Source organism: Devosia sp. 67-54 (assembly GCF_001899075.1).
Taxonomy (GTDB): Bacteria; Pseudomonadota; Alphaproteobacteria; order Rhizobiales; family Devosiaceae; genus Devosia_A.
In genome coordinates, this window is record NZ_MKVA01000005.1 from 681153 (window position 1) to 706745 (window position 25593).

24 protein-coding genes are annotated in these 25593 nt (G+C 67.9%); 5 read left to right on the plus strand and 19 right to left on the minus strand.

The window, feature by feature from the left end; translation table 11 throughout:
* Nucleotides 1–189 precede the first annotated feature (189 nt).
* Nucleotides 190–603: an ATP-dependent Clp protease adapter ClpS gene (gene clpS, locus BGO82_RS08455; RefSeq protein ID WP_291305114.1), complete on the plus strand. Its 414-nt coding sequence runs from the start codon at nt 190–192 to the stop codon at nt 601–603.
* Nucleotides 604–612: 9 nt separating this feature from the next.
* Nucleotides 613–2985, plus strand: coding sequence for an ATP-dependent Clp protease ATP-binding subunit ClpA (gene clpA, locus BGO82_RS08460; protein ID WP_291305115.1), 2373 nt, complete (start codon nt 613–615; stop codon nt 2983–2985).
* Between the two features lie 55 nt (nt 2986–3040).
* Here the strand turns inward: clpA and BGO82_RS08465 are convergent, their stop codons facing one another.
* The 5 genes from BGO82_RS08465 to BGO82_RS08485 form a co-directional block, all read right to left on the minus strand.
* Entirely contained in the window at nt 3041–4747 is a 1707-nt protein-coding gene (locus BGO82_RS08465; RefSeq protein ID WP_291305116.1) for a SulP family inorganic anion transporter, read from the minus strand.
* A gap of 69 nt (nt 4748–4816) precedes the next feature.
* Nucleotides 4817–5077 carry a helix-turn-helix transcriptional regulator gene (locus tag BGO82_RS08470; RefSeq protein ID WP_291305117.1) on the minus strand — a complete coding sequence of 87 codons (261 nt, stop codon included), beginning with the start codon at nt 5075–5077 and terminating at the stop codon, nt 4817–4819.
* Nucleotides 5078–5189: 112 nt separating this feature from the next.
* Nucleotides 5190–5618, minus strand: a complete 429-nt coding sequence (locus BGO82_RS08475) for an HIT family protein (RefSeq protein ID WP_291305118.1) — start codon at nt 5616–5618, stop codon at nt 5190–5192.
* Nucleotides 5615–6964 (minus strand): glycosyltransferase, encoded by a 1350-nt coding sequence (locus BGO82_RS08480; RefSeq protein ID WP_291305119.1) that lies wholly within the window; start codon nt 6962–6964, stop codon nt 5615–5617. Before BGO82_RS08480 ends, BGO82_RS08475 begins: the two co-directional genes overlap by 4 nt.
* 54 nt (nt 6965–7018) lie before the next feature.
* On the minus strand, nt 7019–8182 hold the full coding sequence (locus BGO82_RS08485; protein WP_291305120.1) for a hypothetical protein: 1164 nt from the start codon (nt 8180–8182) through the stop codon (nt 7019–7021).
* Nucleotides 8183–8300: 118 nt separating this feature from the next.
* On the opposite strand from BGO82_RS08485, the gene BGO82_RS08490 reads away from it, so the two are divergent.
* Nucleotides 8301–9047 (plus strand): glycosyltransferase family A protein, encoded by a 747-nt coding sequence (locus BGO82_RS08490; protein ID WP_291305121.1) that lies wholly within the window; start codon nt 8301–8303, stop codon nt 9045–9047.
* Between the two features lie 77 nt (nt 9048–9124).
* Here the strand turns inward: BGO82_RS08490 and BGO82_RS08495 are convergent, their stop codons facing one another.
* The 5 genes from BGO82_RS08495 to BGO82_RS08515 are packed head-to-tail and all read right to left on the minus strand — an operon-like array spanning nt 9125 to nt 13082.
* On the minus strand, nt 9125–10276 hold the full coding sequence (locus tag BGO82_RS08495) for a GNAT family N-acetyltransferase (protein ID WP_291305122.1): 1152 nt from the start codon (nt 10274–10276) through the stop codon (nt 9125–9127).
* Nucleotides 10269–11024 (minus strand): glycerophosphodiester phosphodiesterase family protein, encoded by a 756-nt coding sequence (locus tag BGO82_RS08500; protein ID WP_291305123.1) that lies wholly within the window; start codon nt 11022–11024, stop codon nt 10269–10271. The genes BGO82_RS08495 and BGO82_RS08500 overlap by 8 nt, the downstream gene beginning before the upstream one ends.
* A complete protein-coding gene (locus tag BGO82_RS08505) occupies nt 11021–11485 on the minus strand; it encodes a RidA family protein (RefSeq protein ID WP_291305124.1) in 465 nt (154 codons plus the stop codon). Before BGO82_RS08505 ends, BGO82_RS08500 begins: the two co-directional genes overlap by 4 nt.
* Entirely contained in the window at nt 11482–12795 is a 1314-nt protein-coding gene (locus BGO82_RS08510; protein WP_291305125.1) for a DNA polymerase IV, read from the minus strand. The genes BGO82_RS08505 and BGO82_RS08510 overlap by 4 nt, the downstream gene beginning before the upstream one ends.
* Before the next feature lie 8 nt (nt 12796–12803).
* The gene (locus tag BGO82_RS08515) at nt 12804–13082 is read right to left on the minus strand and encodes a DUF3572 family protein (RefSeq protein WP_291305126.1); all 279 of its coding nucleotides are present in this window, start codon (nt 13080–13082) and stop codon (nt 12804–12806) included.
* A 92-nt stretch (nt 13083–13174) separates the two neighbouring features.
* Here BGO82_RS08515 and BGO82_RS08520 point away from each other — a divergent pair, with 92 nt between their 5' ends.
* A complete protein-coding gene (locus BGO82_RS08520; protein WP_291305127.1) occupies nt 13175–13549 on the plus strand; it encodes a response regulator in 375 nt (124 codons plus the stop codon).
* 53 nt (nt 13550–13602) lie between these two features.
* Nucleotides 13603–14973: a PleD family two-component system response regulator gene (locus BGO82_RS08525; protein ID WP_291305128.1), complete on the plus strand. Its 1371-nt coding sequence runs from the start codon at nt 13603–13605 to the stop codon at nt 14971–14973.
* Nucleotides 14974–15297: 324 nt separating this feature from the next.
* Here the strand turns inward: BGO82_RS08525 and rpmG are convergent, their stop codons facing one another.
* The 9 genes from rpmG to ruvX all read right to left on the minus strand — a co-directional run bounded on the left by rpmG (nt 15298) and on the right by ruvX (nt 25571).
* Nucleotides 15298–15465, minus strand: coding sequence for a 50S ribosomal protein L33 (gene rpmG, locus BGO82_RS08530; RefSeq protein ID WP_291305129.1), 168 nt, complete (start codon nt 15463–15465; stop codon nt 15298–15300).
* 101 nt (nt 15466–15566) lie between these two features.
* Nucleotides 15567–15989 (minus strand): DUF983 domain-containing protein, encoded by a 423-nt coding sequence (locus BGO82_RS08535; protein ID WP_291305130.1) that lies wholly within the window; start codon nt 15987–15989, stop codon nt 15567–15569.
* Nucleotides 15990–15991: 2 nt separating this feature from the next.
* The gene (rnr, locus tag BGO82_RS08540) at nt 15992–18262 is read right to left on the minus strand and encodes a ribonuclease R (RefSeq protein ID WP_291305131.1); all 2271 of its coding nucleotides are present in this window, start codon (nt 18260–18262) and stop codon (nt 15992–15994) included.
* 31 nt (nt 18263–18293) lie between these two features.
* Entirely contained in the window at nt 18294–20909 is a 2616-nt protein-coding gene (gene topA, locus BGO82_RS08545) for a type I DNA topoisomerase (RefSeq protein ID WP_291305132.1), read from the minus strand.
* 117 nt (nt 20910–21026) lie between these two features.
* Nucleotides 21027–22151 (minus strand): DNA-processing protein DprA, encoded by a 1125-nt coding sequence (dprA, locus tag BGO82_RS08550; protein ID WP_291305133.1) that lies wholly within the window; start codon nt 22149–22151, stop codon nt 21027–21029.
* Nucleotides 22151–22780, minus strand: a complete 630-nt coding sequence (plsY, locus tag BGO82_RS08555; protein ID WP_291305134.1) for a glycerol-3-phosphate 1-O-acyltransferase PlsY — start codon at nt 22778–22780, stop codon at nt 22151–22153. Before plsY ends, dprA begins: the two co-directional genes overlap by 1 nt.
* Nucleotides 22777–24084 (minus strand): dihydroorotase, encoded by a 1308-nt coding sequence (gene pyrC, locus BGO82_RS08560; RefSeq protein ID WP_291305135.1) that lies wholly within the window; start codon nt 24082–24084, stop codon nt 22777–22779. The genes plsY and pyrC overlap by 4 nt, the downstream gene beginning before the upstream one ends.
* Nucleotides 24081–25043 (minus strand): aspartate carbamoyltransferase catalytic subunit, encoded by a 963-nt coding sequence (locus BGO82_RS08565; RefSeq protein ID WP_291305136.1) that lies wholly within the window; start codon nt 25041–25043, stop codon nt 24081–24083. Before BGO82_RS08565 ends, pyrC begins: the two co-directional genes overlap by 4 nt.
* Nucleotides 25044–25103: 60 nt before the next feature.
* Entirely contained in the window at nt 25104–25571 is a 468-nt protein-coding gene (gene ruvX, locus BGO82_RS08570) for a Holliday junction resolvase RuvX (RefSeq protein WP_291305137.1), read from the minus strand.
* Between the last annotated feature and the right edge of the window lie 22 nt (nt 25572–25593).

Consider the following 25593-nt stretch of genomic DNA (forward strand, 5'->3'; position numbering starts at 1 on the left):
TCCCCCAAGCCCTGCGCCATCACCTTCGGTTGGGGCAGAATAGGGGCGCGCCCTTACCAATGGGTAAAATGCCGCAGCAATTGAATCCATCGGCAACAGATTGTGAAAACAGGGGTTTCGACCTGCCCGGATGGGGAGGAACGGCCCCCCTTAACACCGGGTGTCTTTTGCCTACATAATGGCTCCACCATGCTGCGTCGTTTCGATCGCCCTAGCTCTTTCTCCGATCAGACGACCCGGACCGTCGCTGGACCGGGCCAGCCGCCAAAGGCGGCGCGCGATGATCGGCAGGGCGAGGGTGGGTCGCGCTACGACACCGGCACCATCACCAGAACCAAACCCAAGACGCAGAAGCCCAATCTCTACCGGGTGCTGCTGCTGAACGACGACTACACCCCGATGGAGTTCGTCGTTCTCGTCCTGCAGGACGTCTTCAACAAGTCACGCGAAGACGCCATGCGCATCATGCTGCACGTCCACAACAAGGGCGTAGGGGAGTGCGGCGTCTACCCATACGAGGTGGCCGAGACCAAGGTCACGCGCGTCATGGATACGGCACGCAAGAACCAGCATCCGCTGCAGTGCGTGATGGAAAAGCAATAGGAACATCATATGCCCTCTTTCTCCCGCGGATTGGAAAAGGCTCTGCATCAGGCGATGAACCTCGCCCGCGAGCGCGCGCATGAGTTCGCGACGCTCGAGCACCTGCTCCTGGCCCTGACCGACGACCGCGACACTATCGCCGTGCTCAATGGCTGCGACGTCGACGTCGAGGCGCTGAAGGGCGATCTCGAGGATTTCATCAACGAGGAGCTCGACAGCCTCGTGGTGCCCAACGGCCAGGACGCGCGGCCGACGGCCGCCTTCCAGCGCGTGATCCAGCGCGCGGTGATCCACGTCCAGTCGTCCGGCAAGGAGGAGGTGACCGGGGCCAATGTGCTCGTCGCCATCTTCGCCGAGCGCGAGAGCCATGCCGCCTATTTCCTCGAGCAGCAGGATATGAGCCGGCTGGACGCGGTCAATTTCATTTCGCACGGCATCACCAAGTCCGGGCCGAACGAGCAGCGCTCGGTGCGCGGCGCCGAGGACGGGCAGGGTAGCGCGCATGGCGAGGAGGGCGGCGGCCAGCAGCGCCAGGGCAACGGGCAGTCGTCGGCGCTCGCCGATTTCTGCGTCGACCTCAACGCCAAGGCCAAGGCCGGCAAGATCGATCCGCTGATCGGGCGCGATCCGGAGCTGCGCCGCACTATCCAGGTGCTGTGCCGGCGCTCCAAGAACAATCCGATCTATGTGGGCGATGCCGGCGTCGGCAAGACCGCCATCGCCGAGGGCCTCGCGCGCAAGATCGTCGAAGGCGAGGTGCCGGAGGTGCTCAAGGGCGCCACCATCTATGCCCTCGACATGGGCTCGCTGCTCGCCGGTACCCGCTATCGCGGCGATTTCGAGGAACGGCTGAAGGCGGTGATGAAGGAGCTCGAAAAGCACCCCGACGCCATCCTGTTCATCGACGAGATCCACACCGTGATCGGCGCCGGCGCCACCTCGGGCGGAGCGCTTGATGCGTCCAACCTGCTGAAGCCGGCGCTGGCCTCGGGCAACATGCGCTGCATCGGCTCGACGACCTACAAGGAGTACCGGCAGTTCTTCGAAAAGGACCGCGCGCTGGTCCGCCGCTTCCAGAAGATCGACGTGGCCGAGCCGACGATCTCCGACGCGATCGAGATCGTGAAGGGGCTGCGCCCGTATTTCGAGGACTACCACAAGCTCAAATATACCGACGACGCGCTGAAGGCCGCCGTCGAGCTCTCGGCTCGCTACATCAACGACCGCAAGCTGCCGGACAAGGCGATCGATGTGATCGACGAGACCGGGGCGAGTCAGATGCTGCTGCTCGCCGAGGAGCGCAAGACGCTGATCGACGTGCCCGAGATCGAGGCCACCATCGCGACGATGGCCCGCATCCCGCCCAAATCGGTCAGCAAGTCGGACACCGAGCTGCTCGCCGGCCTCGAGGACAACCTGAAACGCGTGGTGTTCGGCCAGGACGCCGCGATCAGCGCCCTCAGCTCGGCCATCAAGCTCGCCCGCGCCGGCCTGCGCGAGCCGGAAAAGCCGATCGGCTCGTACCTGTTCACCGGCCCGACCGGCGTCGGCAAGACCGAGGTCGCCAAGCAGCTCGCCGATACGCTCGGGGTCGAGCTGCTGCGCTTCGACATGTCCGAATATATGGAGCGCCACACCGTCAGCCGGCTGATCGGCGCCCCGCCGGGCTATGTCGGCTTCGACCAGGGGGGCCTTTTGACCGACGGTGTCGACCAGCATCCGCATTGCGTGGTGCTGCTCGACGAGATCGAGAAGGCCCATCCCGACCTGTTCAACATCCTGTTGCAGGTGATGGACCACGGCAAGCTGACCGACCACAACGGCAAGTCCGTCGACTTCCGTAACGTCATCCTGATCATGACGTCGAACGTCGGCGCGATGGAACTGCAGAAATCGCCGATCGGCTTCGGCCGCAAGCGCGAGCAGGGCGACGACGAGGACGCGATCAACCGCATGTTCTCGCCGGAGTTCCGCAACCGGCTCGACGCCATCATCTCGTTCGCGCCGCTGCCGCCGGCGATCGTGCGGCAGGTGGTCGAAAAATTCGTGCTGCAGCTCGAGGGCCAGCTCGCCGAGCGTGGCGTGACCATCAACCTGACGCCCGAGGCGGCGGAGTGGCTGGCCTCGCGCGGCTATGACGAGCGCATGGGCGCGCGGCCGCTCGGCCGCGTCATCCAGGAGCACGTCAAGAAACCGTTGGCCGACCAGGTGCTGTTCGGCGAGCTGGTGAATGGCGGCACCGTCACGGTGGCGGTGGTTGGCATCGGCCCCGACGCCAAGCTCGAGCTCGTCGCGGCGCCGCCGCGCCCGGCTAAGCCCAAGGCGCTGGTGGGTCCCAAGGCCGTCGCCAAGAAGCCGGCCAAGGCCGACGAAAAGAGCTGACGGGCGCGCGCTCGAAATTTGCCAGGGCCGGGAGCGATCCCGGCCCTTTGTTTTGTTAGGCGGCGGCGATGGCGGCGTGGGCCGCCGACAGGCCGGCATCGATCGAGGCGACGTACTGGACCTCGGGGGCGCGCACGCCGTGCGCCGCCAGCGTCGCGGCGGTCGTGGCCCCGGCGCCCGAGATCAGCAGCCGGACGCCGCTGCGCCGGGCCTTGCGGGCGATCCCCTCGATGGTGTTGGCGGCCGTCGAGTCGATGAACGGCACGGCCGAGAAATCGAGCACCAGCGCCTTGTGGCGGTCGGCGATGCGGTCGAGCACAGCCCCGACGCTCGCTGCGGCGCCGAAGAAGAAGGCGCCGGTGATGCGGTAGACGGCGACGTCCGGATCGGTGGAGGCAGCCGGGTCGTAGCGCGGCCGGCCCGGTTCGTCGGGCTCGTCCTCGGCGATCGGCGGGACATGCACCTCGACCCCCGCCGACTGCGCCATGCGGTGCAGGAACAGCAGCGCGCCGAGCGCGAAGCCGACGATGATCGCCGGCGTGAGGCCGAGCACCACGGTCAGCCCGAAGGTGATCAGCAGCACCATGGCGTCGCCCCAGGAGGTGCGGACGAGGGCGGCGAAGGCCGGCTTCTCGATCATGTTCCAGGCGACCACGGCCAGCACGCCGGCAAGGCCGGCGAGCGGGATGAAGCTCGCGAGCGGCGCGGCGACGACCATGAACAGCACCACGAACACGGCGTGGAACATGCCGGCGAGGGGGCTGCGGGCGCCGGAGCGGACGTTGGTGGCGGTGCGGGCCACGGTGCCGGTGGCGCAGATACCGCCGAACAGGGCCGAGGCCATGTTGGCGATGCCCTGCGCCACCAGCTCCATGTTGGAGCGATGGCGGCGGCCGGTCATGCCGTCGGCGACCATTGCCGAGAGCAGGGATTCTATGGCTCCCAGCAGGGCGAAGGAGACGGCGTCGGGAAGCACCGCCATGACTTTCTCCACGGAGATCGCGGGCAGGTGCGGCGCCGGCAGCGAATTGGGGATGCCGCCGAAGCGGGTGCCGATGGTTTCGACCGGCAGCTTCAGCAGCGCCACCACCAGCGCCCCCAGCACCACCGCGATGAGGATGCCCGGAAACTGCGGGGCGTAGCGGCGCAGGCCGACGATCACCAGCACGGTGCCGATGCTGACGCCGACGGCGGCGGAATTCAGCGTCGGCAGCGCCGCGCCGATGGCTTCGAGCTTGGGCACGATATCGGCGGGATTGCTGGCCATGTGCAGGCCGAGCAGGTCGCCGATCTGGCCGATGAACAGGATCACCGCGATGCCGGAGATGAAGCCCACCGTGACCGGGTAGGGGATGAATTTGACGTAGCTGCCGAGCCGCAGCACGCCGATCAGCAGCAGGAAGGCGCCGGCCATCAGCGTGGCGAGGAACAGGCCGTCGACGCCGTTGCGGGCCACGCAGCCGGCGACCAGCACGGTGAAGGCCGCCGCCGGCCCGCCGATCTGGAAGCGGCTGCCGCCGAGCGCCGAGATCAGGAAGCCGCCGACCGCGGCGGTGTAGAGGCCGCGCTCGGGGGTGACGCCGGAGGCGATGGCGATCGCCATCGACAGCGGCAGCGCGACGATGGCGACGGTCAGCCCGGCGATGACGTCGGCGCGCAGATCCGACAGGCTGTAGCCTTCGCGCAGCACGGTGATGAGCTTGGGGGTGAACAGATCGGCAGCTCTCGGCGGTTCGAGACGCTGGGTCGACGCAGGGACCATGACACGGCCTTCATAAAGGGCGCGGCGATCATCGCGGAGGGTGGTCGTCGTGGATTGACGCGCGGTCAATCAGGGTTTCGGGGGCGGTTCCCGAAGCCGAACCCCACGCCCGCCTGCTTCGCTGCGCGCATTGTCGCCGATCAGGTCGACGCCGGCCCGGTGCAGGGCCTCGATCACCTTGGTCAGCGTCTCGACCGTGCCGCGCACCACGCCGTCGCTGCTCTCCATCCGCTGGATGGTGGGAAGCGAGACGTCGGCAAGACCCGCCAGCGTCTTCTGGTCGATCCCCAGAAGGGCGCGGGCGGCGCGAAGCTGGCCGGAGGTCATCATGCGATGCTGCTTGAACTCGCAGAAGTAAGGTTCAGTCCGGACATCCTGATGTTTATTACATCAGTTATCACGAAAATACCATGACTCGGCCGAAACGCCATATCGGGAAAAATCACGAGGCCAACTGCGCGGCGATGGCCGCCGCCTGCGTCGCGAGCTCGCCGGCGTCGGCCGGGCCGCCGCCGGCGTGCCGCCCGAGCTCCACGCCCTCGTAGATGGGGATCAGGTGGAAGTGCAGGTGGAACACGGTCTGCCCCGACGGCGCCTCGTTGAACTGCACGACGCGCAGCCCGTCGGCCCGCATCGCCGCCTTGACCGCCCGGGCGAGCCGCGGCAGCTCGGCGGCGACCTGCGCCACCGCGGCGGGATCGGCGTCGAGGATGTTGCGCGAGGGCGTTTTAGGGAGCACCAGCACGTGGCCCCGGGATTGCGGGAAGGCGTCCATGATGGCCAGCAGATGGTCGGTCTCGTACACCTTGGTGCTCGGGATCTCGCCGCGCAGGATCCTGGCGAAAATGTTCTGCGGGTCGTAGTCGGTCACGAGGCGGCTCCCATCAATTGCGTGCTGCGCGGCACGCGGCCATCTTCGGCCATCACCTCCTCGATCACGTCGACCGCGAGGTTGGTGCCGTCCTCGAGCCGGAGCTTGTCGCTGAGCTCCTGGGCGGCGCGCGCATAAGCGGGGGTGGAGGCGAGATCGTCGAGCGCGCCGGCGAGCAGTTGCGGCGTCAGCTTGCGCAGCCGCACCGGCTGCGGCCCGACGCCGAGCTCGTAGATCAGCCGGCCCCAATAGGGCTGGTCGAAGAATTGCGGCACGGCGAAGGTCGGCCGGCCGGCGTAGAGGCCGGTGTGGGTGGTGCCGGCGCCGCCGTGATGCACCACCGCCTTGACGTATTTGAACAGCTCGGTGTGCGGGGCCCGGTCGATCACGAACACGGTATCGGGCAGCGCGTCCTCGCGGACGCCGCCCCAGCCCTTGCCGATGACGGCGCGGCCGCCCCATTGCTTCAGCGCCCGGGCGACGATCTCGGTGTTGCGCTGGGCGCCCCACGACATCGAGCCGAAACCCAGATAGATCGGCTTGTCGCCCTTGCTCAGGAATTCGAGGAACGCCGGCGGCGGCGTCCAGCCGGTGCTGTCCTCGAGACGCCAGAAGCCGGTGATGATGTTGCTCTCCGGCCAGTCGCCGGGGGCCGGCGAGATCGAGCCGGAATAGGCGTGCAGCGTCGGCAGCGGCTCGCCGCGCAGCGAGCCGCGGAAGCCGCCGCGCTTTTTCGGCCTGAGGCCGAGATAGCGGCGCAGCCGGTCGCGCGGCAGGTCCCAATAGGTCTGCTGCACCTTCTGCACGGTGTAGCTCAGCCTGTTGATCAGCGGATCGAAGGCCGGGCTCTTGGCGAAGGGCTCGCGGTTGAAGCGGTAGAGCAGGGGGTCGACCGGATCGAGCCCATACTCGAAATACGGAAATTCGTTGGTCGGGTTGAGCGGCTGGAACACCGTGAGCAGCACCGGAATGCGCAGCGCCTCGGCGATGTCGATGCAGAAGGTGGTGTTGTTCTGAAAGACGATCGCATCGGCGTCCTGCGCCATCAGCCAGGCGCGCTTGCCGGCCTCGCGCAGCACCTTCTGGCCGTCGCGCAGCAGCATCGGGGCGTAGAGGATGAGGCTCTTGGTCATGGCGCTGTCGAACTGCGCCTGCCGCAGGAAGGCCTGCACGTCGCCGCCGAGGCTGAAGAACTCGATGCCGTGGCCGGAGACGAACGGCTCGAAGTCGTCGGAGGTGCCGATGACCACCGAATAGCCGCGCTTTTTCAACGTCATGGCCAAAGCGACGAAGGGCTGGACGTCGCCCAGCGTGCCGATGGTCGCGATAGCTATGCGTTTCGCCATGAATGGTTCAGTTCTGCCGCAAGGCCCTACATATGGCCCTTGCGACAGGAAAAACTATCTCCCGCTGCCCGAGTCAATGGCGACACGGGGCTGCACCGCCGCCGGATCGGGCGTTTGCCGGATGAAACGGAAGTAATTCCACAGCGCCAGCGTGGTAAAAGTGACCGGCACGTAGGAAAAACCGCGGCGGATGAAGAAGAGCGCGATGCGGACGGCAGTATCGGCCGACATCGGTCCCGGCCCCATGGCCGAGGTGAAGGCCGACGGCACGATGTGGCGGTAGAGCACGTCGGGGCTGCGGTAGTAGCCGAGGGCGCGGCGGGCGAAGGCCCGCTTGCTCGCCGCGTAGTCCACCAGATCCGCCTGGCCCATATCGCCATGGAACTCGGCTTCCGAGCCGACGGCCCAGATCTCGGGCGGCACCAGCCGGTCCTTGCCGAGCGCGATGAACAGGTCGGCGAGCTCGGCAAAAGTGGTGTAGTTGGCGTCCCACGCCTCGGGCCCCTTGGCGCCATGGGCGAGGATCAACACGTCGGCGTGCTCGAGCTTCGGGCGCATGCGCTCGACGTCGCCGGCGGCGAAATCGACGCCGTGCCGCGCCGTCTCGACCAGCCCGCCGAGCGCTTCGATCTTCGCCTTCATCGCCGAGCCGAAGGCGCCCGAGGCGCCGGTGATCAGGAAGCGGCGGTGGCGGATGGTGCAGGAGCGGCCGAACACCAGGTCGAAGACGTTGAGGTAGGACGAATAGAAATTGTCGGGCGTGATGTGGTGCATCGCGTGGTAGGCGGCATTGACCTTGAACAGGCTCTGCCGGCCGCTGACGCGATCCATCGACATGTGGTTGGCGTCCATGCCCTCGGTGCGGATGTTGTTGATGAAATTCCACACATGCAGCGCCAGCACCGCGGTTACCGGAATCCAGTGAAAGACCAGGTAGAACAGCGCCGTGCCGGCGGCCGAGGTCAGGAATTCGGGCAGCAGATGGGCCCAGAAATTGGTCATGGCGAGATCGGCGTGCACCTGCATCTTGCCGTCGAGGAAGCGGTGGTGGACGTGGTGCCAGGAGGCGAAGGTCCTGAGCAGCGCGAAGCGCGACTTGCTCCAGCGGTGCAGCGCCCAGTGGATGGTGTCGAAGATGAAGGTGGAGATGGCGAACGCCACCACCCCCTGGACGATCCACACCAGCACGTCCCAGACGCCGATATTTCCAAGGTTCAACTGCCTGATCCCATTGCCGCGCGCGACCTTCCGGCCCAAAGGTTGCCCTTATCGCAGGGCCAGTCTATGTGGCCCTGAGGGGCCGACGGGCCGCAACTTGCCATTTCGAGCTTGAGCCATGCAACTCGCCTTCGTCATCCCGGCCTACAACGAGCAGGCCCTGATCGGCAAATGCGTCGAGTCGGTGCTCGCCGAAATCGAGCGCAGCGGCCGCACCGGCATCGACGTGGTGGTGGTCAACAACAATTCCACCGACCGCACCGCCGAGGTGGCGGGCGCCTATGCCGGGGTGCGGGTGGTCGACGAGAAGCAGAAGGGGCTGGTGTCGGCCCGCGACGGCGGCTTCAAGGCGACGACGGCGGAACTGGTGGCCAATATCGACGCCGACACCATGGTGCCGCCCGGCTGGCTCGACGTGGTGTTCTCCGAGTTCGAAAAGGACGACAGGCTGGTCTGCCTCTCGGGCCCTTACGTCTATTACGACCTCAGCGCCTGGAACCGCTTCCTCATCGCCATGTTCTACGGCCTCACCAAGCTGATCTACTGGGTCAACCGCTACGTGCTGCGGGTCGGATCGGTGGTGCAGGGCGGCAATTTCGTGTTCCGCCGCGACGCCTGGATCAAGGCCGGCGGCTACAACCGCGAGATCAAATTCTACGGCGAGGACACGGACGTCGCGGTGCGGCTGAGCAAGGTCGGCAAGGTCAAGTTCATCTTCAAGCTGAAGATGCTGACCTCGGGCCGGCGGCTGGCCGAGGAGGGCGTGTTCCGCACGGCGCTGACCTATACGCTCAACTTCTTCTGGGTGACGTTCGCGGGCAAGCCGGCGACGAAGGAGCACACGGACATCCGCCCGGGGGAGTGAGGGGCAAGCCTCCGACGGGCGGCTTTCGGCACGTGCTGCGGTAGGTGCGGGGGACGCGATGTGTGGGGGGCGATGCGTCAGTCGCCGTGCTTGAACGGGGTGTAGGCGCTGAGCTGTTCCTGTTCGCGCAGCACCGCGGCGCGTTCCTGGCGGAGGAAGCGGTCGATGGCGTCGCGCAGGCCGGGATGGCCGATCCAGTGGACGGAGCGGGTGGTGGTGGGGGCGTAGCCGCGCGCCAGCTTGTGCTCGCCCTGGGCGCCGGCCTCGACCACCTGCAGGCCGTGGGCGATGGCGAAGTCGATGGCCTGGTAGTAGCAGAGCTCGAAATGCAGGAACGGGATGTTCTCGGTGGCGCCCCAATAGCGGCCGTAGAGCGTGTCCCCGCCGAGCAGCGACAGCGTGCCGGCGATCGGCCGGCTGCCGTCATAGGCGAACATCAGCACCACGCGGTCGGCCATGGCGTCGCCCAGCATCGAGAAGAAGCGGCGGTTGAGGTAGGGCCGGCCCCATTTGCGGCTGCCGGTGTCCTGGTAGAACTCGAAGAAGGCGTCCCACACCGCCTCGGTGAGGTCGGCGCCGGTGAGCCAGCGGATGGCGAGGCCTTCGACCGCCTCGCGCCGCTCGCGCCGGGTGACCTTGCGGTGGCGCGACGACATGGTCTCGAGATAGTCGTCGAACGAGGCGAAGCCGGCATTGTGCCAGTGGTATTGCGTGTCGGTGCGCAGCAGCCAGCCTGCGTCGGCGGCGAGCGCCGCTTCCGCCTCGGGCACGAACGTTGCGTGCACCGACGAGATGCCGCGCTGTTCGGCAAAGCCGGCGGCGGCGGTGAGCAGGGCCTGCTTCACCGCCGGATCGGCCGTGGCGGTCAGCAGCTTCGGGGCGGTGACCGGGGTGAACGGCACGGCGCATTGCAGTTTCGGATAGTAGCGGCCGCCGGCCTGCTCGAAGGCGTTGGCCCAGCCGTGGTCGAACACGTATTCGCCCTGCGAATGCGATTTCTCGTACATCGGCAGCAGGCCGATGACGGCGTCGCCGTCGCGCAGCAGCAGGTGGCGCGGCTGCCAGCCGGTGCGGCGGGTGGCGGAGCCGGACTCCTCGGCCGCGACGAAGAAGGCGTGGTCGAGGACGGGGTTGGCATGCGGATCGGTGGCGGCCGCCAGCCCGTTCCAGACCTTCGCGTCGATCTCGGAGGCAGAGCCGGCGATCGTCGCTGTGAGGGTGTCAGGCAATTGCCGGCAGGAATCCTTCGAACACGATCTGGTCGGCGCCGCGCCGCGAGGCCGTCGCCGCCTGTTCGGATGTAATGGTCCAGGCCGTCACTTCCATCCCCCGGGCGCGAAAGAAGCGCACCGCCGGCAGATACAGCGAGACGTTGCGGCAGGAGATGAAGTCGAAGCGCGTCAGCGGCCAGTGCAGCAGGTGGCGCAGCACGAATTTCTGCCAGCCGGAGAGCCTGGGGTCCCAGTTCGGCTCGTCATAGCCGTAGGTGATGATGCCGAGCGGCGCGGCGATGCCCTCGCGCCGCATCGCCATCAGCAGGTTGGGATCGAAGGATTCGATGGTGTAGGGGCCGGTGTAGCCCTTGAGGGCGGCGGCGACGGTGGCGGCCAGCGCCCGGGTGCCGGCGGCGTCCTTCTGCTGCTTGAGCTCGATCTGGAGCTGGGTGCGGCCGCCGACCTGGTCGAGGAACTCGGTGAACAGCGGCGGCACGTCGCCGCTGCTGCTGCCCTTGAGCGTGAGAGTCTTCACCTCGGCGATAGGGCGGGCGTCGGAGCGGCCGGTGGCCTCGGTCAGGCGGTCGAACTCGTCGTCGTGAAAGATGAACGGCACGCCGTCGCTCGACAATTGCACGTCGCATTCGATGGCGTAGCCCTGCTCGAGCGCAGCGGCGAAGGCCGAGCGCGAATTCTCGATCACGCCCTTGCTGCGGTCATGCAGGCCCCGGTGCGCGATGGGGCGGGGGAACAGCGTGCTCATGCGACCTCGACGATCGCCTCGATCTCGACCGCCGCGCCGCGCGGCAGGCTCGGGACGCCGATGGCGGAGCGGGCATGCCTGCCCTTGTCGCCCAGCACCCCGATGATCAGGTTGGAGCCGCCATTGGCGACCAGATGCTGCTCGTGGAAATCCGGCGCCGAGGCGACGAAGATGGTGAGCTTGACCATCTGCACCACGTCTTCCAGCCGCACATTGGCGGTGTGCACGATCTGCGCCAGCACGTTGACGGCGCAGAGTTCGGCGGCGTTGCCGCCCTGCACCACGTTCATGGTGTCGCCGAGCAGGCCCTCCATCACCACCTCGTTGGCGTCGATCGAGATCTGGCCGGAGATGTAGAGGAGGTTGCCGACCCGCCGGACGGGCACGTAGCTCGCAACCGGCGCCTTGGGTTGCGGCAGTTCGTAGCCGTATTGCCTCAGTTTCTCGAGCGGGGTGGTCATCTGCTTTTGCCTTCTTCGATCTTGTCTTCGTTTGCCCTGGGCTTGCGCCGGTCGTAGAGCTTGCCGCGGATCACCGCATCGTTGCCGAAGCGAGTCCGTACGAGGTCCATAGCACGTTCCGCCGCGGCTTTGCGCGCCACGCCCGGTTCGACCAGGTCGGTTGGATCGCGCCCGTCCGCCTCGCCGAGGCCGGAAAGGCCGATGCCGATGAGACGGAAGGCGGTGCCGTCGACCTCCCGGGCCAGGAGCTGCAGGCCGGTTTCGTAAAGCACGCTGGCAAGTTGCGTCGAAATCATCAGGTGCCGGGCGCGCGTGCGCAAGCGAAATCCGGCGGATTTGAGCTTCAGCGTGACGGTGTCGCCGACGAGGTTCCTGGCCTTCACCCGCTCCGACAGGCGCTCGGACAGCGCCAGCAGCTCGGTCGACAGCCCGTCGAAGTCGCTGAGATCGGTGTTGAAGGTGGTTTCGGCGGAGATGGTCTTTGCCTCGCCGTCGATGCTGACGGCGCGGCTGTCCTCGCCGCGCGACAGGCGGGCGAGGCGGGCGCCGGTCTCGCCGTAGCGCCGCATCAGGTCCTCGGGCGGTGTCTGCTGCAACTGGCCGATGGTGTCGAAGCCGTCGCGGCGCAACGTCTCGGCGAATACCTTGCCGACGCCGTAGATCAGGTCGACCGGCTGGCCGACGAGGAAGCCCAACGTTTCGGCGCGGCCGATGACGGCGAAGCCGCGCGGCTTGTCGAGGTCGGAGGCGGTCTTGGCCAGGAATTTGTTGTGGCTGAGCCCGATCGAGAGGGTGATGCCGAGCGTCGATTCGACGTCGCGCGCCAGCTTCGCCAGCACCTCGGCGGGCGAGGCGCGGTGCAGGGCCGCAGTGCCGGAGAGGTCGAGGAACGCCTCGTCGATGGAGAGCGGCTCGACCAGCGGCGTGAGCTTGTCCATCAGCGCCCGGATCTGCCGGCTGACGCCGACATATTTGGCCATGTTCGGGCGGATCACCACCGCGTCGGGGCACAGCTTCAGCGCCGTGAACATCGGCATGGCCGAGCGCACGCCGGACTGGCGGGCGATGTAGCAGCAGGTGGAGACGACACCACGGGTGCCGCCGCCGACGATCAGCGGCTTGTCGCCGAGGCTCGGATCGTCGCGCTTTTCGATCGAGGCGTAGAAGGCGTCGCAGTCGACATGGGCGATGCTGAGCGCGGTCAGCTCGGCATGGGCGACGAGGCGCGGCGAGCCGCATTGCGGGCAGCGCGCGGGGGGCGTGTCGCGCTCCCCGATCCATCCGCAATTCCGGCACAGCGCCTGCAGCATCGCCCGACTCAGTGCTCGGCCGCGTGCAGCTTGCCCCAGACGCGCATGATCGCCTCGGGCGAAAGTCGTGCGTCGGCGGCGATGGCGAGCAGCAGCGGCTCGTTGGCGACGACGTAGTCGATGAGGCCGCGGGCGAAGCCGTCGGTGCCGACCAGCTTGCGCAGCTGATCCGGCGTCAATCCGGATTGCATCATGAATTCAGCAAGTTGCTCGGGATCGCGAGCGAGGTGCTGCAGGCAGAGATCGGCGAGCTCGCGGGCGGTCGGAAGGGAGGCTTTGAGCGGCAAAGGCGGCGGTCCGTTACGGGTTTCGTAAGCCGGTTGATGTTACCCGAGCCATGGGGCAGAACACAGTGCCCTTGCGCCTGAAGGCCCATTCCATGCCCAAGACCGTGATGATCGTCGAAGACAACGAGCTCAACATGAAGCTCTTCAACGATCTGCTGGAATCGCGCGGCTATTCGATCATCCAGACGCGCAACGGCATGGAGGCGATCGGGCTGGCCCGGGCGCACCACCCCGATCTGATCCTGATGGACATCCAGCTGCCGGAAGTGTCGGGGCTGGTGGTGACCAAATGGCTCAAGGAAGACGACGATCTGCAGTCGATCCCGGTGATCGCCGTCACGGCCTTCGCCATGAAGGGCGACGAGGAGCGGATCCTGCAGGGCGGCTGCGAGGGCTACATCTCCAAACCCATTTCGGTGCCTCACTTTTTGGAAACGATTGCGCGCTACATTGGCCCGGCCAATTAGGTCCTTCGGGCCTCACTCCTGGTTTGTCATTTGCGTCGAGGGGCGGCCGGTCTTTGACAGCGCGCGTGCTGATCGTTGACGATATTCCCACCAATGTGCGCCTGCTCGAAGCGCGCCTGACGGCGGAATATTTCGAGGTCAAGACCGCGGCGTCTGGCCGCGAGGCGCTGGTAATCGCCGCGGCGGGCCAGACCGACATCGTGCTGCTCGACGTGATGATGCCGGAGATGGACGGCTTCGAAGTGTGCGCGCGGCTCAAGGCCGACCCCGCGATGGCGCACATCCCGGTGGTGATGATCACCGCGCTGGACCAGCCGTCGGACCGGGTGAAGGGGCTGCAGGCGGGCGCCGACGACTTCCTCACCAAGCCGGTCGACGACGTGCAGTTGATGGCGCGCGTGCGCAGCCTGGTGCGCCTCAAGGCGCTCACCGACGAATTGCGCGCCCGGGCGCAGACCGGCGAGGAGATCGCCATCGAAGACGCGATGCGCGCCATGGACGCGGCCAACGCGCAGGGTGGCAAGGTGCTGCTGGTCGATACCGATCCGCGCAGCGCCGAGCGCATCCGCGGCTATCTGGTGCCGACCAACCAGGTCGACCTGCTCGCCACGCCCGCCGACGCCGCGTTGCAGGTCGCGACGGGAGGCTACGACATCGCCATCGTCAGCATGGCGCTCGGCGGCTTCGACCCGCTGCGCGTCTGCTCGCAGATGCGCACGCTGGAGCAGACCCGCACGCTGCCGATCCTGCTGGTCGCCGAGGAGGCGGACCGCGCCCGCGTGGTGCGCGGCCTCGACCTCGGGGTCAACGATTTCATCATGCGGCCGGTGGAGCGCAACGAGCTGGCGGCGCGGGTGCGTACGCAGGTGCGGCGCAACCGCTATGCCGCCGAGCTGCGCCAGACGGTCACCAACACGCTGGCGCTGGCGGTGACCGACGAGCTCACCGGGCTCTACAACCGGCGCTATTTCGACCGGCACCTGGCGCTGATGCTCGACAAGGCGCGCGAGCAGGAACGCGACATGGCGGTGATGCTGATCGACATGGATTTCTTCAAGTCGGTCAACGACACGCACGGCCACGATATCGGCGACGCGGTGCTCAAGGAGTTCGCGCAGCGGCTGAAGCGCAACATCCGCGGCGTCGATCTCGCCTGCCGCTTCGGCGGCGAGGAGTTCGTGGTGCTGATGCCCGACACCGATTACCGGCAGGCGCAGGGCGTGGCCGAGCGCGTGCGCATGGCGGTGGCCGAGCGGGGCTTCGAGACCTCGGCCATGCGGCCGCTGAGCGTCACCTGCTCGGTGGGCGTGGCGCTCAACGAGCACGAGCTCGACACGCCCGAAATGCTCCTCAAGCGCGCCGATGTGGCGCTCTATCGCGCCAAGCGCGAGGGCCGGAACCGCGTGGTGTTCGACGCCGCCTGAGCCGGGCGTCCTGCCGCATTTGACACAAATGCGCGGCAGGTAAGGTTACTGTTTCACTAATCCCGACATGTTTGGTTGAGTTTGTAACGGCCTCCGCTAGGGTGCCGCCAACGAGATGAGACACGAACCTCATCCCACAAATCCCTACGGTTCACCTCAGGTCCGCCGCAACTCCTGAGTTCCGTAGGGCGGCCGATCCGGAGCTGCTGTGAGGCCTCTTCGGCACCCACTCCGGATCGGCCACTAATTCCTCCCATGCACCCAAACGAAAACCCCGCGTCTCGGACGCGGGGTTCTTTTTCATGCTGCCGATGGGGGGCAGATTTACTTGATCTTGGCTTCCTTGAACTCGACGTGCTTGCGCACGACCGGGTCGTACTTCTTGAAGCTCAGCTTTTCGGTCTGGGTGCGCGAGTTCTTCTCGGTCACGTAGTAAAAGCCGGTGTCGGCGGTGGACACGAGCTTGATCTTGATGGAGGCGGCTTTGGCCATGACGGAATCCTTGGGGAAGAGCGGGCCAAAGCCCTGAAATTTGCGCGCAAACTACGGATTTGAGGCCGATTGTCAAGCGCGGCCGGGCGGCCGGCGGCGGCTCAGGGATAGGTGGGGAGCGCCGGGTCGGGCTGGCGCTGCGCCGGATCGAAGCCGTGCATGCGGTTGGCCCATTGCAGGCCGACGATCGCTCCCTTGATCGAGGGCAGCAGGAGCAGCGGCAGGATTATCGCCGCGGGCACCATGGTGACGAGGTACACCCAGGGCTCGACCGTCCAGTGCAGCTCGAGCTCGAGCATCAGCCCGACGATCAGGTGGCCCACGATCAGGATGGCGATGTAGGGCGGCATGTCGTCGGCGCGGTGGTGGAACAGCTCCTCGCCGCACACGTCGCAATGGTCGGCGACCTTGAGATAGGCGCGGAACAGATGGCCCTTGCCGCAATGCGGGCAGCGCAGGCGCATGCCGTTCATGATGGCCTGGCCGACGTTGCGATGCTCGGGATCGGTGATGGTGACGGGCATTGCTACCTCTTTCGACCCCGCGGGCCGTAGCTTCGAGATGGCCGCTTCGCGGCGCGTTTGACAGATGACGGTTTGACGCGGCTGCCCTCGCTCAAGAGCTCGAAACGCAGCGCGCCGGCCACCGGCGCCGCCTCCAGCAGCCGCACCCGGACGGTGTCGCCGATGCGGAAGGTCTCGCCGGTGCGGTCGCCCACCATCGCCTGCATCTGCTCGACGAAGCGGTAGTAGTCGTGCCCCAGCGTCGAGGCGGGGATGAAGCCGTCGGCGCCGGTGTCGGCGAGGCGCACGAACAGGCCGGAGCGGGTGACGCCGGAGATGCGGCCGGTGAATTCGGCGCCGATCCTGGCCGCCAGAAATTCGGCCAGCAGCCGGTCGGAGGTCTCGCGCTCGGCCAGCATGGCGCGCCGCTCGGTGGCCGAGATGTGCTCGGCGATGGCGGGCAGCCGGGCGATCTCGCCGTCGCTGAGCCCGTCCTTGCCGAGGTCGAGCGCCGCGATCAGCGCGCGGTGGACGATCAGGTCGGCGTAGCGCCGGATGGGCGAGGTGAAGTGGGCGTAGCGGTCGAGGTTGAGGCCGAAATGGCCGAGGTTCTCGTGCGCGTAGACCGCCTGTGCCTGCGAGCGCAGCACCATCTCGCTGACCTGCTCGGTCTTGCCGGCGGCGCGGGCCCGGGCCAGCACGCGGTTGAAATCCTGCGTGCGCACGGCCTCGGATTTGCTGAAGCTCAGGTCGAGCGAGCCGAGGAAATCGCGCAGCGCGTCGAGCTTTTCGCGGCTGGGCACGTCGTGCACGCGGTAGAGCAGGGCGGTCTTGCGCTTTTCCAGCGTTTCGGCGGCCGCGACGTTGGCGGCGATCATCATCTCCTCGATGAGCCGCATGGCTTCGAGCCGCTCGGGCGTGCGCACGTCGGCGACCATGCCGCGGGCGTCGAGCACGATCTTGCGCTCGGGCAGGTCGAGGTCGAGCGGCGAGCGCTTTTCGCGGGCCCGCACCATCGCCTCGTAGGCACGGTAGAGCGGTTTGAGGATGGGCTCGAGCAGCGGCGCGGTCTGGTCGTCGGGGCGGCCGTCGATCGCCGCCTGCACCTGTTGGTAGCTGAGCCGCGCCGCGGAGCGGAACAGCACGCGGTGGAAGCCGTGGCTCTGCTTGCGGCCCTCGGAGTCGAACACCATTCTGACCGCCAGCGCCGGCCGGCTCTCGCCTTGCTTCAGTGAGCAGAGGTCGTTGGAAATGCGCTCGGGCAGCATCGGCACGACGCGGTCGGGAAAATACACCGAATTGCCGCGCAGATAGGCTTCGTGGTCGAGCGCCGTTCCAGCGCGCACATAGGCGGCGACGTCGGCAATGGCGACGGTGACGATGTGGCCGCCGGGATTTTTCGGATCGCGGTCGGGCTCGGCATGCACGGCGTCGTCATGGTCCTTGGCGTCGGGCGGATCGATGGTGACCAGCGGGATGTGGCGCCAGTCCTCGCGGCCCTTGAGGGTGGCGGGTTTGGCCTCCTCGGCTTCCTTCAGCACGGAGGCGGGGAAGCGGTAGGGAATGTCGAGGTTGTGGATGGCGATCATGCTGACCGCGCCTTCCGAGCGCGGATTGCCGATCACCTCGACCACCTTGGCCTTGGGGATCATCAGCCGGCCGCTGGCCTTGCTGGTGACCTCCACCAGGTCGCCGTCGCGGGCCTCGCCGAGGTCGCCGCCGTCGATGCGCATCTCCTTGAGCTTGCGGTCGACCGGTACCAGCCGGGCGCCGCCATCGTCGATGCGCACGATGCCGATCTGGCCGCGCCGCGGCTTGTCGAGGATCTTCATCGGCTTGCCGGTGTAGTGCGGCAGCGGGCCGTCGCCGGCGCTGATGCGGGCGAGGATGCGGTCGCCGGGCGCCGGCACGACGCGGGTGGTCTTGCCGATCTCGAGGCGGACGCGGGGCTTTTCGCCCTCCTCGTCGTTCCAGTTGGCGGGAAAGGCGTGCAGGTCGTCGGGGTCGGCGTCGGCGGGAATGTCGAGCGCGGTCACCGCCGGCAGGGCCGCGGTGCGGCGCAGCGTCTTGCGGGTGCGGGCGATGTGGCCCTCGCCCTCGAGCTCCTTGAGCAGGAGCTTGAAGGGCGTGCGCATGTCGCCATGGATGCCGAAATATTTCGCGAGGTCGCGCTTGCCGTCGAGGTCGGGCCGGCTGGCCATCGCTTCGAGGACGGCCTCGCGGGAGGGCAGGGTGCCGACCTGGTAGCGCCGGGCCGGCTTCGGTTTGGGTTGTGGTTTGGGAGACTTTGTCATCGTGCGAAGCCCAACCACACGAATGTTGCGGTCAGGCGTCTTCTTTCTTCGTTCCTGCAGCGGCCTTCCTGGCCGCGGGTTTCTTTGCGGGGGCCTTCTTGGCGGTCGCTTTCTTGGCCGGCGCCTTTTTCGCGGCGGCCTTGCGGACCGGCTTGCGGCCGCCGGTCTTGGCGGCGCGCTCGGCGAGCAGCGCCAGCGCCTGTTCGAGCGTCACGTCCTCGGGCTTCAATTCCTTGGGCAGGGTGGCGTTGACCTTGCCCTGGTTGACGTAGGGCCCATAGCGGCCGTCGCGCACCGAGATGGCGCCGTCGGCGTGCTCGAAGGTCTTGAGCGCGGCGATCGGCGTCTTGTTGCGGCCGAAGCGGCCGCCGCCGGCGGCCTTCTGCGCCAGCAGGTCCACGGCGCGGTTGAGACCGACCGTGAACACCTCGTCGACGTCCGAGAGGTTGGCGTAGGTGCCGTCATGCAGGATGAAGGGACCGTAGCGGCCGAGGCCCGCGCTGATCGGCTTCCCCGTTTCCGGGTGAAGGCCGACCGCGCGGGGGAGCGCCAGCAGCTTGAGCGCTCGCTCGAGCGTCAGGCTATCGGGAGTCCAGCCTTTGGGCAGGGAGGATCGCTTCGGCTCGCTGCCGTCGCCAAGCTGGACATATGGGCCGAAACGACCCGATTTCAAGTACACGGTGAGGCCGCTTTCGGGGTCCGTGCCGAGTATGCCGTCGCCGGGCGTGGCTTCGGCCGCGCCGGTCGCGGCGTCAGAGAGCTGCATGGTGTAGCGGCACTCGGGATAGTTCGAGCAGCCGATGAAGGCGCCGAACTTGCCCAGCTTCAGCGAGAGCTGGCCGGTGCCGCAATTGGGGCAGCGGCGCGGGTCGGAGCCGTCGGCCTTGGGCGGGAAGATGTGGTCGGCGAGCAGCTCGTTGAGCGCATCGAGCACCTGCGAGACGCGCAGATCCTTGATCTCGTCGGTCTGGCGGGTGAAGTCCTGCCAGAAATCGCGCAGCACGTCCTTCCAGCGCAACTGGCCGGCCGAGATCTGGTCGAGCTTTTCCTCGAGGTCGGCGGTGAAGCCGTATTCCACCAGCTTGGCGAAGAAGCTCTGCAGGAAGGCCGTGACGACGCGGCCGCGATCCTCGGGGACCAGCGCGCGCTTTTCCAGCCGCACGTAATTGCGGTCCTGCAGCACCGAGATGGTGGCGGCATAGGTCGAGGGGCGGCCGATGCCGAGCTCTTCCATCTTCTTGATGAGGCTGGCTTCGGTGTAGCGCGGCGGCGGCTGGGTGAAGTGCTGCTCGATCACCGCTTCGTCGAGTTTCGGCGTGTCGCCGACGCTCAGCGGCGGCAGCTCGCGGTCGTCGTCGTCCTGGTCGGTGTCGTCGCGGTCCTCCTTGGCGGCGACGCCATAGACGGCGAGGAAGCCGGCGAAGGTCACGACGGACCCGACGGCGCGCAGCACGATGTCGCGGCCGGGGGCATTCACGGCGATATCGGCGGTGGTGCGCTCGATCTCGGCCGGACGCATCTGGCTCGCCAGAGTGCGGCGCCAGATCAGGCCGTAGAGCTTGCGCTGGTCCGCATCGCCGACGCTGTCGGGCTGGCGGAACATGTCGGTGGGACGGATGGCCTCGTGCGCTTCCTGCGCATTCTTGGCCTTGTTCTGGTAGATGCGCGGTGTGTTCGGCAGGTAGGCGGTGCCGAAGCTCTTCTCGATGGCGCTGCGCGCCGCGGCGATGGCCTCGGGCGCCATGTCGATGCCGTCGGTTCGCATATAGGTGATGACGCCGTCCTCGTAGAGCCGCTGCGCGAGCTGCATGGTGCGGCTCGGCGAAAAGCCCAGCCGCGAGCTCGCATCCTGCTGCAGGCTCGAGGTGGTGAAGGGCGCATAGGGATTGCGCTTGGTCGGCTTCTTGTCGACCGAGCGCACCTCGAAGCGGCCCGCCTCGATGGCGGCCTTGAGCGCCGCGGCCTCGTCGCCGGTCTTGACGTCGAGCTTGTCGGTGACCTTGCCGTCGACGGAATAGAGGCGGGCCTCGAAGCCCTTGCCCTTTTCGATGAGCTTCGCCAGCACCGACCAGTATTCGACCGGCCTGAATTTCTCGATCTCGGATTCGCGGTCGCAGACGAGGCGCAGCGCCACCGACTGCACGCGGCCGGCCGAGCGCGAGCCGGGCAGCTTGCGCCACAGGATCGGCGACAGGGTGAAGCCGACGAGATAATCGAGGGCGCGGCGGGCGAGGTAGGCGTCGACCAGCGGCACATCGATGTTGCGCGGGTTCTTCATCGCCTCGGTGATGGCGTTCTTGGTGATGGCGTTGAACACCACGCGGCTGACCGGCTTGTCCTTGATCAGCTTCTTCTGCTTGAGCACGTCGAGCACGTGCCAGGAGATGGCCTCGCCCTCGCGGTCGGGGTCGGTGGCGAGGATCAGCTCGTCGGCGTCCTTCAAGGCATTGCCGATGTCGCTCAGCCGCTTGCGCGAGGCGGTGTCGACCTCCCAGCTCATGGCGAAATCGTCGTCGGGCAGCACCGAGCCGTCCTTGGCCGGCAGGTCGCGCACATGGCCGTAGCTGGCGAGGACCTCATAATCCTTGCCCAGATATTTGTTGATTGTCTTTGCCTTGGCCGGGCTTTCGACGACGACCAGTTTCATCCGCAACGCTTTCGAGGGGTCTTCAAACGCGGCGCAAAATGGTGAAGCCGGCGGATGCTGTCAACCGGCGGACCGAAGCCCCCGCGGCCTTCCCCTAAAGGGGAAGAAAACCGTGGGTCACGGCCGCAGCGCCACCAGCTGCCCGGCCGACCATTCGAGGCGGCCCGCCAGATCGAGCTCCAGCAGCAGCGTCTGCACCGCGCCGACCGGCAGGCGCGTGGTGGCGATGAGCTGGTCGACGGCGATGGGGGTGACGCTCAGCGCGTCGATCAGCCGGTCGCGCTCGCTGTCGCCCGGCTCGGCATCGAGGATGGCCTCGCCGGGGGCCGGCTGCCATTCGGGTTCCAGCAGGCTGGCGCGCGACGGGTCGGCCTCGCGCAGCGCCTCGATGATGTCGTCGGCCGAGGTCACGAGCCGCGCCCCCTGCTGGATCAGATGGTTGGCGCCTTCGGCGCGCGGGTCGAGCGGCGAACCGGGCACGGCGAACACCTCGCGATTCTGCTCGAGCGCTAGGCGCGCGGTGATCAGCGAGCCGGAGCGTTTCGCCGCCTCGACCACGACGACACCCAGCGACATGCCGGAAACGATGCGGTTGCGGCGCGGGAAATCCTGCGCCCGCGCCTGCCAGCCGAGCGGCATCTCGCTCAGCAGCGCGCCGCCATGTTCGACGATGGCGCGGGCGAGCGGAATGTTCTCCTCGGGATAGAGCCGGTCCACGCCGCCCGCCAGCACCGCCACCGTGCCGGGGCCGAGCGACGCCTTGTGGGCCGCCGCATCGATGCCGCGGGCGAGGCCGGAGACGACGACATAGCCATGCGCCGCCAGATCGCCGGCCAGCAGCTCGGTCATCCGCTGGCCGGCCGCCGAGGCGTTGCGGGCGCCGACGATGGCGACGGTGCGCATGAGCTCGAGCCCGTCGCCGCCGATCATCGACAGCAGCGGCGGCGCCCCGGCGGTGTAGCCGAGCAGCGGCGGGTAGTCGGGCTCGCCGCTGGCGACGAGCCGGCCGCCGAGCCTGTCGAGCGCCGCGATCTCGTCTTCGGCCTCGGCCACGGTCGGGATGCGCGAGCCGATGCCGATGCGGGAGGCGAGGCCAGGCAGGTCGCGCAGGGCCTGTTCGGCCGAGCCGGCGCGATGGACGAGCTGGCGGAAGGTGACGGGGCCGACGTTCTCGGTGCGGATCAGCCGCAGCCAGGCGATCTTCTGCGACGGCGTCAGCCTCTTGCCCGCCGGGCCCGCCATCAGCCCGGCCCGGCGGCTTGCTTTCCGGCGCCGATCTTGGGCTCGGTGCCCGCCATCAGCCGGCCGATATTGCTGCGATGGTTCCAGATCAGCAGCACGGCGATCACCGCGGCGGTGGCGGCAAAGCGCACGCCGTCGAGCGCGGTCCACTCCATCAGCCAGGCCACATAGGCAAAGATCGGGGCGGTCACCGCCGCGGTCAGCGCCGACAGCGAGGACAGGCGGCGGGCGAGGGCGATGACCAGCCACACGGCGCAGAAGATCAGGCCCACCGGCCAGGCGAGGCCCAGCAGCACGCCGATCATGGTGGCGACGCCCTTGCCGCCCTTGAATCCGAGCCAGACCGGGTAGCAATGGCCGAGGAAGGCAGCGAGGGCCGCCACCAGCTCGGCGTCGCCCGGCCAGAAATAGCGGGCGACCAGCACCGCCGCGGCGCCCTTCAGGGCGTCGAGGACGAGAGTCGCCGCCGCCAGCTCGCGCCGGCCGGTGCGCAGCACGTTGGTCGCCCCGATATTGCCGGAGCCGATCTTGCGCACGTCGCCGAGCCCGGCGCCCCGCGTGATCAGCAGCCCGAACGGGATCGAGCCGAGCAGATAGCCGACAATGGCAGCGAGGATGTATCCGGTCATGCGTCCCCCTCCGGCCACTGAGCATGGCGGAAGACGGAGCGGCCCGCAACGAAGGTCTGCATCACCGCCCCCTGCATTCGCGCGCCCTCGAAGGCGGTGTTGTGCGAGCGCGAGACGATGTCCTGTTCGGCCACGACCCACGGATAGTCGGGGTCGATCACGATGATGTCGGCGGGGGCGCCGATGGCGAGCCGTCCCGAGCTCAGGCCGAGGATCTCGGCCGGCCGCTGCGTCATGGCGCGCAGCAGGGTCAGCAGCTCGACGTCGCCGGAATGGACCAGCCGCAGCGCCGCGGCCAGCAGCGTCTCGAGCCCGATGGCGCCTTCGGACGCTTCGGCGAAGGGCTGGCGCTTCACTTCGCTGTCCTGCGGATCGTGGGCGGAGTGGATGACGTCGATGGTGCCGGCCCTGAGCCCCTCGATCATCGCCTGCCGGTCGTCCTCGGAGCGCAGCGGCGGGGAGAGCTTGAAGAAGGTGCGGTAGGGCGCAACGTCGTTCTCGTTGAGCGCGAGGTTGTTGATCGAGATGCCGGCGCTGACCCTGGCCCGCCGCTTCGCCGCGGCGACGAGCTCGAGCGCGCCGGCGGTCGACACCTGCGCGGCATGGTAGCGGACGCCGGTGAGCGCGGCGAGCTGCAGGTCGCGGGCGAGCGGGATGGTCTCGGCCTCGGCGGGGATGCCCTTGAGGCCGGAAATGGTCGCCAGCGTGCCTTCGTTCATCACGCCCTCGCCGGCGAGCGAGGCGTCGGCGACGTGGTGGACGATCGGCAGGTCGAAATTGGCGGCGTAGGTCATGGCGGCGCGCATCAGCCCGGCGGACTGGATCGAGCGCCGGCCGTCGCTGAGGCAGACGGCGCCGGCCTCGCGCAGCAGGCCGAATTCGGTGATCTCCTCGCCGGCGAGGCCGCGGGTGATCGCCGCTGCCGGCAGCACATTGACCCTGGCGGTGGCCGCGGCGCGGCGGACGATGAAATCGACGATGGCGCCGTCGTCGACCACGGGCGTGGTGTCGGGCATCAGCACGAAGCTGGTGACCCCGCCGGCGGCGGCGGCGTCGGCGGCGGTGGCGAGCGTTTCGCGGTATTCGTGGCCGGGCTCGCCGGTGAACACGCGCATGTCGATGAGGCCGGGCGCGACCACCAGCCCGCGGGCGTCGATCAGCGTCGCGCCGTCGGGCACGCCCTGCGGCGCGCCTTCGGCGAGGCCCTCGATGCGGCCGTCGGCGACCAGCAGCGCGCCCTTGCGGTCGGTGTTGCTGGCCGGATCGACGATGCGGGCGTTGGCGATGACGAGGGGGGCGGTCATGCGGCCACCTGCGTGGGGTCGGCGAGCAGCGCATCGAGCACCGCCATGCGCACGGCGACGCCCATCTCCACCTGGTGCGTGATGACCGAGCGGGGGCCGTCGGCGATCGCCGGGTCGATCTCGACGCCGCGGTTCATCGGGCCGGGATGCATGACGATGGCGTCGGATTTGGCGAGGCTCAGCTTGTCGGCGTCGAGGCCGTAGAAGCGGTAATATTCGCGCACCGAGGGGATCAGCCGGCCGGCGGCGCGCTCGTGCTGCAGGCGCAGCATCATCACCACGTCGACACCCTCGAGCCCCTTGCGCATGTCGGTGAACACCTCGGTCGCCAGCGCCTCGATGCCGCGCGGCAGCAGGGTTTTCGGGGCGATCACGCGGGTGCGTACCTGCAGGGCGCCGAGCAGCAGCAGGTTCGAGCGGGCGACGCGGGAATTGGCGATGTCGCCGCAGATGGCGACGGTCAGCCCGGCGAGCCGGCCCTTGTGCTGGCGGATGGTGAGGGCGTCGAGCAGCGCCTGGGTCGGGTGCTCGTGGGCGCCGTCGCCGGCATTGATGACGGCGCAGCCGACCTTCTGGCTGAGCAGTTCCACCGCGCCCGAGGCCGGGTGGCGGACGATGATCACGTCCGGCTGCATGGCGTTGAGGGTCGCCGCGGTGTCGACCAGCGTCTCGCCCTTGGTCACCGACGAGGTCTTGACCGACATGTTGGTGACCTGCGCCCCGAGCCGCTTGCCGGCGATCTCGAAGCTGGCCTGGGTGCGGGTGGAGGGTTCGAAGAACAGATTGATCTGCGTCTTGCCGCTGAGCGTGGGCAGCGATTTGCGCTGCTGCCGCGACACCGGGATCATCGCCTCGGCGCGGTCGATCAGTTCGACGATTTCGTAGGGGCTGAGATCGGAAATGCCGAGCAGGTTGCGGTGGGGAAAGGGTCGCCGGCCGTTACCTGCTGGAGTGCTCATTCGCTCCGGTCCTCGATGCGGGCGGGGTCTAGCGCACGCGGCCAAGTGGGGCAACCCGGCTCAGGGACTTATCCTTAGCCGGTCGAGATAACCCTGCAGGATGTAGCTGGCCGCGAGCTTGTCGACCACTTCGGCTCGCCGGTCGCGGCGGGTGTCGGCCTCGATCAGCATGCGGGTGACCGCCGAGGTCGACAGCCGCTCGTCCCAGAAGGCGATGGGGAGCGGCGTCTTCTGCCTCAGATTGCGAGCGAAGGCGCGGGTGGACTGCGCCCGGGGGCCCTCGGAGCCGTCCATGTTGAGCGGCAGGCCGAGGACCAGCGCCACGGCCTTGTTGTCGGCGATGAGCTCGAGCAGGCGGGCCGCATCGACGGTGAACTTCGTCCGCGCAATCGTCTCGAGCGGCGTCGCCGTGTAGCGCAGCGCGTCGGACACCGCGACGCCGATGGTCTTGGTGCCCAGGTCGAGACCGAGCAGCTTGCCCGCAGGAGGGAGGTTGGGCAAATCTGCGCCTGTTTCAGGACTGTCCATACTTCACTTGTTTTGGTGCACG